At 74.8% G+C, this 13,237-nt stretch carries 12 protein-coding genes; 9 read left to right on the forward strand and 3 right to left on the reverse strand.

Annotated elements, in window-relative coordinates:
* Positions 1–151: 151 nt before the first annotated feature.
* From D7294_RS09580 to D7294_RS09590, 3 genes are read left to right on the forward strand one after another with little or no spacing between them, the layout of a single operon-like run.
* A complete protein-coding gene (locus tag D7294_RS09580) occupies positions 152–1,315 on the forward strand; it encodes a type 2 periplasmic-binding domain-containing protein (RefSeq protein WP_120677605.1) in 1,164 nt (387 codons plus the stop codon).
* Positions 1,316–1,364: 49 nt separating this feature from the next.
* Complete coding sequence (locus D7294_RS09585; RefSeq protein ID WP_120677607.1) at positions 1,365–2,144, forward strand: enoyl-CoA hydratase/isomerase family protein; 780 nt, start codon at positions 1,365–1,367, stop codon at positions 2,142–2,144.
* A gap of 59 nt (positions 2,145–2,203) precedes the next feature.
* Positions 2,204–3,430, forward strand: a complete 1,227-nt coding sequence (locus tag D7294_RS09590; protein ID WP_120677609.1) for a fumarylacetoacetate hydrolase family protein — start codon at positions 2,204–2,206, stop codon at positions 3,428–3,430.
* A 19-nt stretch (positions 3,431–3,449) separates the two neighbouring features.
* Here D7294_RS09590 and D7294_RS09595 read toward each other — a convergent pair whose 3' ends face one another.
* Positions 3,450–4,121, reverse strand: a complete 672-nt coding sequence (locus tag D7294_RS09595) for an NAD(P)-dependent oxidoreductase (RefSeq protein WP_120677611.1) — start codon at positions 4,119–4,121, stop codon at positions 3,450–3,452.
* A gap of 561 nt (positions 4,122–4,682) precedes the next feature.
* Between D7294_RS09595 and D7294_RS09600 the strand changes: the two genes are divergently transcribed.
* Positions 4,683–5,879: an IS110 family RNA-guided transposase gene (locus tag D7294_RS09600; RefSeq protein ID WP_120677613.1), complete on the forward strand. Its 1,197-nt coding sequence runs from the start codon at positions 4,683–4,685 to the stop codon at positions 5,877–5,879.
* 8 nt (positions 5,880–5,887) lie between these two features.
* On the opposite strand, the gene D7294_RS09605 is transcribed toward D7294_RS09600, so the two are convergent.
* The gene (locus D7294_RS09605) at positions 5,888–6,967 is read right to left on the reverse strand and encodes a patatin-like phospholipase family protein (RefSeq protein WP_120677616.1); all 1,080 of its coding nucleotides are present in this window, start codon (positions 6,965–6,967) and stop codon (positions 5,888–5,890) included.
* Positions 6,968–7,164: 197 nt separating this feature from the next.
* A complete protein-coding gene (locus D7294_RS09610) occupies positions 7,165–8,226 on the reverse strand; it encodes a LacI family DNA-binding transcriptional regulator (protein WP_120677618.1) in 1,062 nt (353 codons plus the stop codon).
* 318 nt (positions 8,227–8,544) lie between these two features.
* On the opposite strand from D7294_RS09610, the gene D7294_RS09615 reads away from it, so the two are divergent.
* From D7294_RS09615 to D7294_RS09635, 5 genes are all read left to right on the forward strand, one after another.
* Positions 8,545–9,744, forward strand: coding sequence for a CaiB/BaiF CoA transferase family protein (locus D7294_RS09615; protein ID WP_120677620.1), 1,200 nt, complete (start codon positions 8,545–8,547; stop codon positions 9,742–9,744).
* Positions 9,745–9,862: 118 nt separating this feature from the next.
* The gene (locus D7294_RS09620) at positions 9,863–10,195 is read left to right on the forward strand and encodes an L-rhamnose mutarotase (protein WP_120677621.1); all 333 of its coding nucleotides are present in this window, start codon (positions 9,863–9,865) and stop codon (positions 10,193–10,195) included.
* Between the two features lie 237 nt (positions 10,196–10,432).
* A complete protein-coding gene (locus tag D7294_RS09625; RefSeq protein ID WP_120677623.1) occupies positions 10,433–11,284 on the forward strand; it encodes a fumarylacetoacetate hydrolase family protein in 852 nt (283 codons plus the stop codon).
* 99 nt (positions 11,285–11,383) lie between these two features.
* On the forward strand, positions 11,384–12,187 hold the full coding sequence (locus D7294_RS09630; RefSeq protein WP_120677625.1) for an SDR family NAD(P)-dependent oxidoreductase: 804 nt from the start codon (positions 11,384–11,386) through the stop codon (positions 12,185–12,187).
* Positions 12,184–13,074 (forward strand): amidohydrolase family protein, encoded by an 891-nt coding sequence (locus D7294_RS09635; protein WP_120677627.1) that lies wholly within the window; start codon positions 12,184–12,186, stop codon positions 13,072–13,074. The genes D7294_RS09630 and D7294_RS09635 overlap by 4 nt, the downstream gene beginning before the upstream one ends.
* The last annotated feature ends 163 nt before the right edge of the window (positions 13,075–13,237 follow it).

The raw sequence follows: 13,237 nt of genomic DNA on the forward strand, positions 1-13,237 counted from the left end.
GCGGCGCGGGGCCGCGCTAATGTTAGCGCTAACGGCAGCGCTAACGAATCGGGACCGGCCTGCCGTCACCCCGGCCGCCCTACCCCCGTCCCCCGGCTCTCCCGACCCCTTGACTGCCCCCTTGAACCCCCTCCATCGGAACGGTGCATCGATGACGGCCTACCGCGGACTCACCTGGGACCACCCGAGAGGAACCGAGGCGCTGCGCCGGGCCGCCGCCGAGTTCTCCACGGGGCGCGGGGACCCCGGCGGACCCGGCCGGCACGGCGACACCCTCGTCTGGGACGCCCAGCCCCTGGAGGACTTCGAGGCGCGCCCCATCGGCGAACTCTGCGCCCGCTGGGACCTGGTCGTCCTGGACCACCCGCACCTCGGCGACGCCCTCGCCGAGGACTGCCTCCAGCCCCTCGGCCCCCTCTTCGGGGCGGCACCGCTCGCCGAGTGGCGGGCCTCGGCCGTCGGCGCCTCGGCCGAGTCCTACACCGCCGAGGGCGAACTGTGGGCCCTCCCGATCGACGCCGCCACCCAGGTCGCCGCCGCGAACCGGGCCCGCGTGCCCCACCTGCCCACCACCTGGCGCGAGGTCGAGGCCCTGGCCGCCGCCGAGCCGGTGGCGCTCTCGCTGGCCGGACCCCACGCCCTGCTCACCTTCTTCTCGCTGTGCAACGGCCTGGGCGAGGCCCCCGACCCGGCGCCGGGCTCCGGCCTCGTCTCCCGCGAGACCGGCCTCGCCGCCCTGGACCTGATGCGCGGCCTGGCCGCGCGCGCCGCCCCCCGCACCCACCGGCTCAACCCGATCGCCCTGCTCGAAGGGCTCGCCAGGGGCGAGATCGCCTACTGCCCCCTGGTGTACGGCTACTCCGGCTACGCCGCCCGGAGCGCGGGCTCGCCCGTCAGGTTCGGCGACGTGCCACGCCTGAGCCCGGGCGGCCCGCTCGGCTCCACGCTCGGCGGCACCGGGCTCGCCGTCTCCCGCCGTGCCGCCGTGTCCCCGGCGCTCGCCGCCCACCTGCGCCGGCTGATGTCCGCCGAGACGCAACGCGCCTTCCTGCCCCGCCACCAGGGGCAGCCCGGCCGCCGCGAGGCCTGGCTCGACCCGCTGGTCGACGAGGCCTACGGCGGCTTCTACTCCGGCACGCTGGCCACGACCGAACAGGCGTGGGTGCGCCCGCGCCACCCCGGATACCCGGCCTTCCAGGCCGCCGCCTCCGCGGTGCTGCGGGAGGCCGTCACCGGGGGGCGGCCCGCGGCGGAGGCGCTCGCCGAGACCGTCCGGCTGCACCACGCGGCCACCCGCGAACTGCCCCGCGCCTGAGCCCGGTTCGCGGCCACCCACGTCCCACCCACCCGAGGAGTCGCCCGCCATGGAGAGCACCCTGGAAGAGCTGCGCTGGTCGCTGCGCGACCACGTCGCGCTGATCACGCTGAACCGGCCGGAGAAGCTGAACGCCGTCACCTCCGCCATGTCGGCCGAGCTGACCAGGATGGCCGACTGGTGCAACGAGGCGGACGAGGTCAGGGCCGTGGTGCTCACCGGCAGCGGGGACCGGGCGTTCTGCGCCGGCTCCGACATCCGCGAACTCGACACCTACGCCACCCCCTGGGACTTCCGCAACCGCTCCGACTACTGCGACTCGCTGCGCCGCCTGCGCAAGCCCGTCATCGCCGCCGTCAACGGCCTGGCGCTCGGCGGCGGCCTGGAGACGGCCCTGGCCTGCGACATCAGGATCGCCTCGCGCACCGCCCGGTTCGGCGCGCCCGAGATCAAGCTCGGCTGGATCGGCGGCGGCGGCGTCTCCGCCCTGCTGCGGGCTTCCGTCGGCGCGAGCAACGCCGCCCTGATGCTGCTCACCGGCGACCCGGTGGACGCGGCCACCGCGGAACGCCGGCTGCTGGTCAGCGAGGTGACCGAGCCGGAGGACCTCCTCGACCGGGCGATGGAGATCGCCACCACCATCGCCGCCCGGGCCCCCATCGCCGCGGAGACCGCGAAGACCAACCTCAAGGCGGCGGCGAGCGTGCCGCTCGACCAGGCCCTGGCCTACGAGCGGGACCTGCAGACCGTCTGCTTCGCCACCGAGGACGCCGCCGAGGGGCGCGCGGCCTTCCGCGAGAAGCGCACGCCCACCTTCCACCGCAGGTGAGCCGGCGCCCCGCCGCCGCGCCCCGCCGCCCACCGCACGCCGACGAGGAGACAGCAGCCATGCCCGCCACCACCCCCGCAGCCGCCCTTGCCCCCCACCCGGGCACGGACCGACTGCGCCTGACCGCCCGTGAGACGCTCCCCGAGGACGGCACCGCCGGCACCCTGCTGGCCCGCGTCTGGAACCCGGCCGTGGGCGGCCCCTCCCCGGCCGCCGTCCGGGCCGAAGGCGTCTTCGACGTCTCCGCCTCCTTCCCGACGGTCGCGGAGCTGTGCGAGCAGGAGGACCCGGCCGCCGCGCTGGCCGCCGCGCCCGGCGTCCTGGTGGGCGAGGTCGAGGAACTGCTCGCGACGACCACCCGGCGGCCCGGCGACCCCTCGCGCGCCCACTTCCTGGCCCCCACCGACCTGCAGCCCGTCAAGGCCGCCGGCGTCACCTTCGCGGTCTCCATGGTGGAGCGGCTGATCGAGGAGCGGGCCCTGGGCAACCCGGAGGCCGCCGCCGAGATCAGGGCGAGGATCGGCGAGGCGCTCGGCGGCGACCTGCGCACCCTGCGCCCGGGCTCGCCGCAGGCCGCCGCGGTCAAGCGGCTGCTGGTGGAGCGCGGCGAGTGGAGCCAGTACCTGGAGGTCGGCATAGGCCCCGACGCGGAGATCTTCACCAAGGCGATGCCGCTGTCCGCGGTCGGCACCGGCAGCCGGGCCGGGGTGCTGCGCGAGTCGGAGTGGAACAACCCCGAGCCCGAGGTCGGCCTCGTCGTCTCCTCCCGCGGCACCGCGGTGGGCGCGACGCTCGCCAACGACATCAACCTGCGCGACATCGAGGGCCGTTCCGCGCTGCTGCTGCCCAAGGCGAAGGACAACAACGCCTCCTGCGTGCTGGGCCCCTTCGTCCGGCTCTTCGACGCGACCTTCGGCCTGGACGACGTGCGCTCCACCACCGTGCGGCTTGAGGTCACCGGAACCGAGGGCTACCGCCTCGCCGGGGAGTCCGCCCACAGCGAGATCAGCCGGGACCCGGCCGAGCTCGTGGCCCAGCTGATGGGGGAGCACCACCAGTACCCGGACGGGGTGGTGCTGCTGCTGGGCACGATGTTCGCCCCGGTCGACGACCGCGACGTGCCCGGCGGCGGCTTCACCCACCGCGTGGGCGACATCGTGCGCATCTCCGCCCCCCGGCTCGGCACCCTCGCCCACGAGATCCACCACAGCCAGGACTGCGCCCCCTGGACCTTCGGCACCCGCGCCCTGATGGCCAACCTGGCCCGCCGCGGACTGCTGTCCTGAGCGGCCGCCGCCGGGGGCCTCAGCCGCGTGCGCCCGTCGCCGCGGGCACGTCCCCGGCGGCGACGGTGAACCGGCGGCGGCGGTGCCGCGGCCGCTCCACCTCGTCGAGCAGGGCGACGGCGAAGTCCTCCATCGATATCGCCGAGGTCCCGTCCGGGCCGGTCAGCAACTCCTCGCCGCCCAGGCGGTATCCGCCGGTCCTGGTGCCGGGGTGCAGCAGCGCGGGCGGGCTGAGATACGTCCAGTCGGCGGCCTCCTCCTTGAGGCAGGCCCGCAGCTGCTCGGCGCAGGCCCGGGCGATGGGCCGCAACCCCGCGGGGAAGGAAGGGTCCTCCCACAGCGTCAGCCCGCCCCGGCCCGGGAGGGCCAGGGTGGCGGCCCCGCCGACGAGCACCAGCCGGACGCCGGCCCGCGCGGCCCCGGCGAGGAGGCCGCGGGTGGTGCCGGCCAGCTCGTGCTCCGCCCCGGCGGCCGGCCGCGTGGCCCCGACCAGCACGTCCTGACCCACCGCGAGCAGCGCGACCGCCGCGGGGTCGGCGGCGTCGGCCCGGCGGAAGGTCACGCCCGGCGGGTGCGCGCCGGGCGGGGCGGGGGAGCGGCCCGCCGCGGTGACCCGGTGGCCGCGGGCCGCGGCCTCGGCGACGATCCGGCGGCCGACCTCCCCGGCCGCGCCGATGACGGTGATGCGCATGGTCCCCTCCTGAACGACGGCGGGCGGCGGACCGCCCGGTGCGACGCGAGCCACGCGACAGGACATCGCGCGAGCGCCGCAGCTCTCTCCATCCGGCTCTCTCGGCCTGGCTCTCTCAGCGTTGATTCTCTCAACACCGATTCTCTCAGTGCTGACTTTCTCAAAGCTGAGCTAACTCAGTGCTGAGAACACTAGCGGACGTCATCACGCAGCGTCAAACGGTTCAGCGTTGAGAGACCTCGCGTGCGCCCCTGTTCGCGCCCCACGCTCCCGCCCGCCCGGCGGCTCGCGCGCCCCCGCGCCCCGGCCCCGGGGTGCGCGGGCTCAGGCCGCTCTACCTTCTTGAGCGGGTTGATCGAGCCATTCGTAAGGTTGGGTCGCCCAGGGGTGCTGGGTGTGGCTATCAGGCCGCTGCCGTCTCGTGGCTGCCCTCGCTTCGCCGCCCAGCGCCCCACGACGACTCGGCCGCCGATGAGGAAGTGCGAACAAGTCGCTGTGTAGAGCAATGCCGGCGAGGTCGTCCGTGGCACGAACAGCACGAACAAGCACGTCAGGAGCATGATGAGCCGGATATGGGCGGGGATCGACAGCGGCAAGGGCCACCATCACGGCCTTGTGCTGGACGCCGACGGCAAGACGCTGCTGTCGCGGCGGGTCGCCAACGACGAGCCCGAGCTGCTGAAGCTGATCGGCGATGTCCTCGACCTGGCCGACGGCCGTCAGGTCACCTGGGCCATCGACATGACCGGCGGGGAGCCGGCACTGCTGCTGGCCCTGCTGGTCAACCACGGGCAAGAGGTTCTCTACATGCCCGGACGGCTGGTGAATCGGGCCTCCGACGGCTACCGCGGCGAGGGCAAGACCGACGCCCGCGACGCCTACGTCATCGCCGACCAGGCCAGGATGCGCCGTGACCTGCGGCCCGTCCGCCCCGGCGACGAAGCCGCCGTTGAGCTGAAGCTGCTGACCGGACGCCGGGCCGACCTGGTCGAGGACCGCACCCGCGTGGTGAACCGGCTGCGCGGCACCCTGCTGAGCATGTTCCCCGCACTGGAGAGGGCTTTGGACGTGACCAACGCCGGCCCGCTCAAGCTCCTGACCGGCTACCAGATCCCGGCCGCGATCCGCCGGGCCGGCGTCGCTCGGCTGACCAAGTGGCTGGCCAACCGCAAGGTCCGCAACGCCAGAGCTCTGGCCGAAGCGGCGGTCGACGCCGCCGAGCGCCAGCACACCGCCGTCCCTGGGGAGAAGAACATCGCGAAGCTGGTACACACGCTGGCCGAGGAGGTGATGGCCCTCAACGAGCAGGTCCGCGGGATGGACAAGCTCATTGAGGGCCGGTTTCGCGAGCACGAGCTCGCCGACATCGTCCTGAGCGTCCCCGGCATCGGCACGACTCTGGGCGCCGAGTTCCTGGCCGCCGTCGGCGGCAGCCTGGACGGCTTCGACTCGCCGGACACCCTGGCGGCCTTCGCTGGCGTCGCCCCCGCACCACGTGACTCGGGCAAGGTCAGCGGCAACCTCCACCGGCCGGCCGTCTACCACCGCAGACTCCAGCGCGTCTTCTACACGTCCGCCTTGGTCAGCGTCCAATTCGACCCGAACTCGCGGAAGTTTTATGACCGTGAACGCGCTGAGGGGAAGAAACACGTCCAGGCCGTGCTCGCCCTCGCCCGCCGACGCGTCAACGTTCTGTGGGCGTTGATCCGTGACCGACGGTGCTACCAAGTTGCACCTCCAGTGACTGCGACTGCTTGACAACAGCATTAGGAAGCGGGGGACGCCGGGGACGCGGGGGACGCGGGGGCCGTGCCGCGCAGGGCGGGCGCGTTCTCGTTCACGATGGTGAGGCGGGGCACCGCGCGCAGGCGACCGGCCCGGATGAGGGCCGGGTCGAGCCCCTCGACGGCGCAGTGCATCACCTCGTAGGCGCCGCGCGCGCCGGCCAGGATGCGCCCCGAGTCGATCTCGTGCCGCTTCACCTCGGGCATCCACGGCAGCGGCGCCAGGTCCAGGACGAAGGGCGCCTCGCCCGGCTCCGTCATCCGCCGCTGGAGCACTCTGCGCTCCTGCCGGTAGCGGAGCACGGCCCGCTCGTAGGCCGCTCCCAGGCCGGGGCGGATGCGGTCGAGGTGGCGGACGACGTAGCGCCTGGTGGGCAGCAGCCGCTCGGCCGGCGGGCGGATCGGGCGGGTGCTCAGCGACAGCACGTGGGTGCAGCCGTCCTCCAGCGCCAGCCGGTAGGGGTGCGGGGTGAGCACGCCCCCGTCGAGCGCCCGGCGGCCGCGGAAGTCGGCGGTCCCGCGCAGCGCGATCGGCAGCCAGGCCCCGGCGAGCAGCGCGGCCCGCAGGTCCTCCCGCGAGGAGAAGCCCGAGGCCACCTCGGTGCGCAGCTCGTCCACCAGGGTGACGGCCACGTGCAGCGCGGTGGGGGAGGAGATGACCTTCTCGTAGCCGAGGGGCTTGCCGTTGTCGATGATGTCGAAGACGTAGTCGAGGTCGAGTATGTGCCCGCGCAGGGCCCGCCGGAAGTCCACGAACCTGCGGGTGGTCAGGTCGTCGTAGTAGATGGACAGGGGATACCAGGAGCCGCCGTCCAGGAAGTAGGCGCTGTTGATCGCGCCGGCCGAGGTCGCGTAGACGGCGTCGAACGCCTGGCTGAGCCCCAGGTCCTCCAGGGCGCAGAGCATCGCGGCCGAGACCACCCCGCGTATGCCGCCGCCCTCGACGGCGAGCCCGATCCGCAGGTCGTCCGCCGGGCGCGCCGCCGTGTGCCCCCGGTCGCGGCGGCGCCGCAGCGCCTCCAGGACGGGGTGGCCGGCTGTCCACAGCTGATCGACGGTCATACCGCCATTTTAGGAAGTCCCAGGAAAATCGGGAGCTTTAATCGGACTTCCCCGAACCGGCCCCCGGGCCGCGCGGCCCCGGCCGGGCGGCCCCCCGGCCCCGGCCTGGCCGCCCCGGGAGCGGCCGGTCCGCGAGGCGGCGCGGGCGGCCGTTCGGGCGTTTCCCCGGGCCGGGCCGGGACCCGGCCGGGTGAGCCTCAGGCGCTCTCCCGGCGGCGGATCTCGAAGCCCAGGTCCACCGACCTGGCGGCCGGCTCCTCCCCCCGCATCCGCTGCAGCAGCAGGGTCGCGGCGGCGCGCCCGATCTCCGCGTTCGGCAGGGCCACGGTGGTCAGCCCGGGACGGAGCATGCCGGAGAGCTCGAAGTCGCCGAAGCCGGTCAGCGCCAGCTCCTCCGGCACCCGCAGCCCGCGTTGCGCGGCCGTCAGGAGGGCGCCGCCCGCGTAGACGTCGGTGGAGAAGACCAGCACGTCGGCCTCCGGGTGCGCCGCGCGGGCCAGGTCGAGCAGGCGGGCGCCCGACTCCAGCGTCAGCGGCAGCTCCGGCTCGTCGACCACCCGCGGCGTCCGGCCGGGCCAGAACCGCTCCGCCGCGCGCCGGAAGCCCGCGAGCCGCCGCAGCGCCCGGTGGTCGCCCGCGCGCAGCGAGCCGACGAAACACGGGCTGCGGTAGCCCTTCTCGCGCAGGAAGGACACCATCGCGAACATGGCCTCCTCGTTGGAGAAGCCGACGAGGGTGTCCACCGGGGTCGTCGTCCAGTCCCAGGTCTCGACCACGGGAACGCGCGAGGCCCGCAGCATCGCCACGATGCTCTCCCGGTGCACGGCGCCGGTCAGGCAGATGCCGTCGGGGCGCCTGCCGAGCAGCGAGCGGATCAGCTCCTCCTCGCGCGCGTCGTCGTAGTCGGTGTAGCCGAGCAGCAGTTGGTAGCCCTCGGGGGCGAGGACCGCCGAGAGGCCGGTCAGCGTCTCGGAGAAGATCGAGGCCGAGAGCGAGGGGATCACCGTGGCGACGATCTTGCTCCGGTTGGAGGCCAGGTTGCGGGCGGCCAGGTTCGGCACGTAGCCGCTCTCCCTGATCACCGCCTCGACCCGCGCCCTGGTGTGCGGGGCCACCTCGTCGGGGATGCGCAGCACCCGCGAGACGGTCTGCGAGGACACCCCCGCGAGGGCGGCGACGTCCCGCAGGGTCACCGTCCGCGTCGAGGCGCGCCGCGGCGCCCGCTCCTCCGGCTGCTGTGGCCCAGGACCGCCGACCATCGCGCTCCGCTCTCCCGTGTTCCGCCCCGTTCCCCGCCGATCGGCTCACTCTACGCACCCGCAGGGGACCGCCGTGCCCCCGGCCGCGCGGCCCCGCGGAGGCCCCTTCTGTTAGCGCTGCCGATAGCGCTAACATTCTACCCGTCCCGCCGCCGGAACCCGGCCGTGCGGCCCGAGTGGCCGCCTCGGCCGGGCGGCCGGCGGGGCGCGGGGCGCCGCGAGCCGTCGAGGCGCGTCCCGGCAGCCGGGGGAGTCCGGCTCGTCCGGCCGGTCCAGTGGCCCGGCCGCGTTCAGCCCATCGCAGCAGTCGAGGTGACGATGAAGGTTCTCGAAGGCATCCGGGTCCTCGACCTGTCGATCGCCATGTCCGGCCCGTTCGCGGCGATGAAGCTCGCGGACCTGGGCGCCGACGTCATCAAGGTGGAGCCGCCCGCGGGGGAGTGGCAGCGGCACGCCTCGGCCGGCGGCGCCCGCGGCAAGGAGGTCAACGCCTCCTTCCTGTCGCTGAACCGCAACAAGCGCAGCCTGTCGATCGACCTCAAGTCCGAGGCGGGGCTCGCCGCGCTGCACCGGCTGGTCGGCACCGCCGACGTGTTCCTGCAGAACTACCGCCCCGGCGTGGCCGCCAGGCTCGGCGTCGACTACGAGACGCTCCGGGCGCTCAGGCCCGACCTGGTGTACGTGTCGATCTCCGGTTACGGCGAGAGCGGCCCCTACGCCACCCGCCCGGGGCAGGACCTGCTGCTGCAGGCCATGAGCGGCGCGCTGTTCAGCGCGGGCGCCCCCGGCCGGCCCCCCGCCGCGGCCCCGTACTTCCTCGTGGACGCGTTCGCCGCCTACTCGGCCTTCGAGGGCGCCCTGGCCGCGCTCTTCCACCGGCAGCGCACCGGCGAGGGGCAGCTGGTGCGGGTCAACATGCTGGACGCGATCATCAGCGCCCAGATGCAGGAGATCACGGTGCACACCGTCGGGGGCGTGCCGCAGTCGCGCGCCGCGGGCATCCACGCGCACAGCTACATCCGCGCCCCCTACGGCATCTACCCGACGAGCGACGGCTACCTGGCCCTCTCCTTCGCGGAACCCGCCGTCCTGGCCCGGGTGTTCGAGGAGCCGGGACTCGCCCCCTTCGACGCCGAGCGCGACGGGTTCCGGGCGCGGGAGGAGATCTCCGCCCTGGTCGAGAAGCACCTGCGGCGGCGCCCGACCGGCCACTGGCTCGAGGCGCTCGGCGCGGCCGGGGTGTGGTGCGGCCCCGTCTACTCCTACGAGGACCTCCTCACCGACCCCCAGGTGGCGCACAACGGCTCGTTCGTCACCTACGAGCACCCCACCGAGGGAAGGGTGACCACGCCGGGCTTCCCCTTCGCGCTCAGCGCCGCGCCGCAGACGGTGGAGCGGCCCGCCCCGGTCAACGGCCAGCACAGCAGGGAGATTCTGCGCGAACTGGGCATGACCGAGGAGGCCGTGGCGCGGCTGGAGAAGGACGGGGTGGTGGTCTCCGCCCCGCCGCGGTCCTGAGGAGGCGCGCGCGAACCCCCGTCCGCACCCGCCGCACCACCCCCGCCCGTCCGCACGTCCGGCCCACAGGTCCCGGCCCGCATCCGCGTCCCGCCCGGGCCGCCAGAGGAGGAGAAGCATGTCCAAGCCCCGCCGCGTCGCCTCGGTGATCCACCTCAGGCCGGAGAAGGAGGAGGAGTACCGCCGCCTGCACCGCGAGGTGTGGCCCGAGGTGCTGGCCACCCTCAGCCGGGCCCACATCACGAACTACTCGATCTTCCTGCACGGCGACACGCTGTTCGCCTACTACGAGTACACCGGCACCGACTACGAGGCGGACATGGCCACCATCGCCGCCGACGAGCCGACCCGCCGCTGGTGGGAGCTCACCGACCCGTGCCAGCGTCCGGTCGAGGGCGCGGCCGAGGGCGAGCGCTGGGTCGAGATCGAGGAGGTGTTCCACCTCGACTGAGGCGGCGCCTGACGGCCCCGCGCACAACACCGCGCACAACACCGCGCACGACGCCGTACGCGAGACCGCGAAGCGCCCGCCGCCCCCGCCGGGGCCGCGCCGGACGGGCCGGGAGACCCGGACGTTCGGCCGGAAACCGACCGGGGCGCGAAACGCCCCAACCGCCCCCACGCGCCCCGGCGCACCCACATCGCACACCCGCGCGCTCCGCCGCGCCCCTGCCAGAAAGGCCCGCCCATGAAGTTCCTCCGCATCGGCCCCGCCGGAGCCGAGCGCCCCGTGCTCGCGGACGGCGCCGGAGGTTACGTCGACCTCGGCCCCGTCACCGCCGACATCGACGGCGCGTTCCTCGCCTCGGAAGGACCCGCCAGGGCCGCCGCGGCCCTCGCCGGGGGAAGGCTGCCCCGCATCGACGTCGCCGGCCTGCGCGTCGGCGCCCCGATCGCCCGCCCGGGCAAGATCGTCTGCATCGGGCTCAACTACTCCGACCACGCCGAGGAGACCGGCTCGCCCCACCCCGAGGAGCCCGTGGTCTTCATGAAGGCGCCCGGCACCGTGGTCGGCCCCGACGACACCGTGCTGATCCCGCGCGGCAGCGAGAAGACGGACTACGAGGCGGAACTCGGCGTCGTCATCGGCGCACCGGCCCGTTACCTGGACTCCCCGCGGGAGGCGGCGGCCGTCATCGCCGGCTACGCGCTGTCCAACGACGTCTCCGAGCGCGCCTGGCAGCACGAGCGGGGCGGCACCTGGGACAAGGGCAAGTCCGGCGAGACGTTCAACCCGCTCGGCCCCTGGCTGGTCACCCCGGACGAGCTGGGCGACCCGCAGGCGATCGGCCTGCGCACCCGGGTCAACGGGGAGCCCCGGCAGGACGGGAACACCGCGCGCATGCTCTTCGGCGTCCACCATCTCGTCTGGTACCTCAGCCAGTTCATGGTGCTGGAGCCGGGCGACCTGGTGAACACCGGCACCCCGGCGGGCGTGGCCTTCGGCGCCAACGACTTCCCCTACCTCGCCGAGGGCGACGTCGTCGAGATCGAGGGCGACCGGCTGGGCCGCCAGCGCCAGGTGATCGGGCGCGCCTGAGGAGCCACCGGCGCGGCACCCCTCCGTCCCGGCCGGGGCACCCTCCGGCACATCCGACACAATCGCCTTCGGCCGCAACCGCCTCCGGAAGGAAGCACCATGAACAGCGAAGTTCCCAGCCCAGGCCGCGACCTGGCGGGCCTGACCGCCCTCGTCACCGGCGGCGCCTCCGGGATCGGCCTCGCCACCGCCCGCCTGCTCGCCGCGCGCGGCGCCCGCCTCGCCGTACTCGACCGCGACCCCCGGGTGCTGCCCGAGGCGGAGCGCGCCGAACTCGGGGCGCTGGCCTGCGACGTCACCGACGACGAGGCCGTGCGCGCCTCGGTCGCCGCCGCGGCGGAGCGCCTGGGCGGCCTGGACATCCTCGTGAACAACGCCGGCATCGGCGCCCAGGGCACCGTCGCGGACAACGACGACGAGGAGTGGCGGCGCGTCCTGGACGTGAACGTCCTCGGGATGGTCCGCGTCACCCGGGCCGCCCTGCCGCACCTGCGCCGCTCGAAGGCCGCGGCCGTCGTCAACACCTGCTCGATCGCGGCCACCGCGGGACTGCCGCAGCGCGCCCTGTACTCCGCCTCGAAGGGGGCGGTCCTCGCGCTGACCCTGGCCATGGCCGCCGACCACATCCGCGAGGGCATCCGCGTCAACTGCGTCAACCCGGGCACCGCGGCCACGCCCTGGGTGGACCGGCTGCTCCAGGCGGCCGAGGACCCCGAGGCGGAGCGGGCCGCGCTGAACGCCAGGCAGCCCCTGGGACGGCTGGTCACGGCGCAGGAGGTCGCCGCCGCGATCGTCTACCTCGCCTCGCCCGCCTCCGGCTCCACCACCGGCACCGCGCTGCCGGTGGACGGCGGCATGGCGGGCCTCAGGCTCCGGCCGCCCGCCCCCGAGGCGGCGGGGTGAGCGCCGGGGCCTGGCGGGTGGACGCCCACCACCACCTGTGGGACCTGGCCCTCAGGCCGCAGGAGTGGATCGACCCCGAGGCCATGGCGCCCCTCGCCCGCACGTTCACCATGGCGGACCTGCGCCCCGAACTCGCCGCCGCGGGCGTCGGGGCGACGGTGTGGGTGCAGGCCTCGGCCTCGCAGGAGGAGACGGCCGAGTACCTGGCCCTGGCCGCGGAGGAGCCCCTGATCGCGGGGGTGGTCGGCTGGGTCGACCTCACCGCCCCCGACGTGGCCGACCGGATCGCCGCGCTCCGCGCCGGGAAGGGCGGCGAGCGCCTGGTGGGCATCAGGCACCTGGTGCAGAGCGAGCCCGACCCCGGCTGGCTCGACCGGCCCGAGGTGCGGCGGGGCCTGCGGGCGGTGGCTGCGGCCGGGCTGGCCTACGACCTGCTGACCAGGCCGCCCCAGCTCCCGGCCGCGGTGCGGGCCGCCAGGGAGCTGCCGCAGCTGCGGTTCGTCCTCGACCACCTCTCCAAGCCGCCGGTGGCCACCGGCGACGCGGGGGAGTGGGAGGCCGCCCTCCGCGGGCTTGCCGCCTCGCCCAACACCTTCTGCAAGCTCTCGGGACTGGTCACCGAGGCGGGCGAGGGCCCCTGGCGGGAGGCGGACTTCGCCCGGTACGCGGACGCCGCGCTCGACGCCTTCGGGCCGGGACGGGTGATGTTCGGCTCCGACTGGCCGGTGTGCCTGCTCGCCGCCTCCTACGCCGAGGTCGCCGGGCTGGCCGGCCGGCTGACCGGGCACCTCGCGCCGGCGGAGCGGGAGGCGGTGTGGGCCGGGACGGCCCGCCGCGCCTACGGCCTCCACCTCCCCGCCGGGGCGGGCGAGTTCCCCGCCTCGTGAACCGGGCGCGGCCCGGGACAGGCGGCGCGCGCCGCCTGTCCCGGGCCGCGCCCCGGCGCCATGACCCGTGACGTCATCGACGCCCGCACCTTCCCGCGCCAGTCTGGTGCCACCACGCAAGGGAGGGAACGGATGTTCTTCGAGACGCACGACGGCACGCGCC

Source organism: Streptomyces hoynatensis (assembly GCF_003626535.1).
Classification (GTDB): Bacteria; Actinomycetota; Actinomycetes; order Streptomycetales; family Streptomycetaceae; genus Streptomyces; species Streptomyces hoynatensis.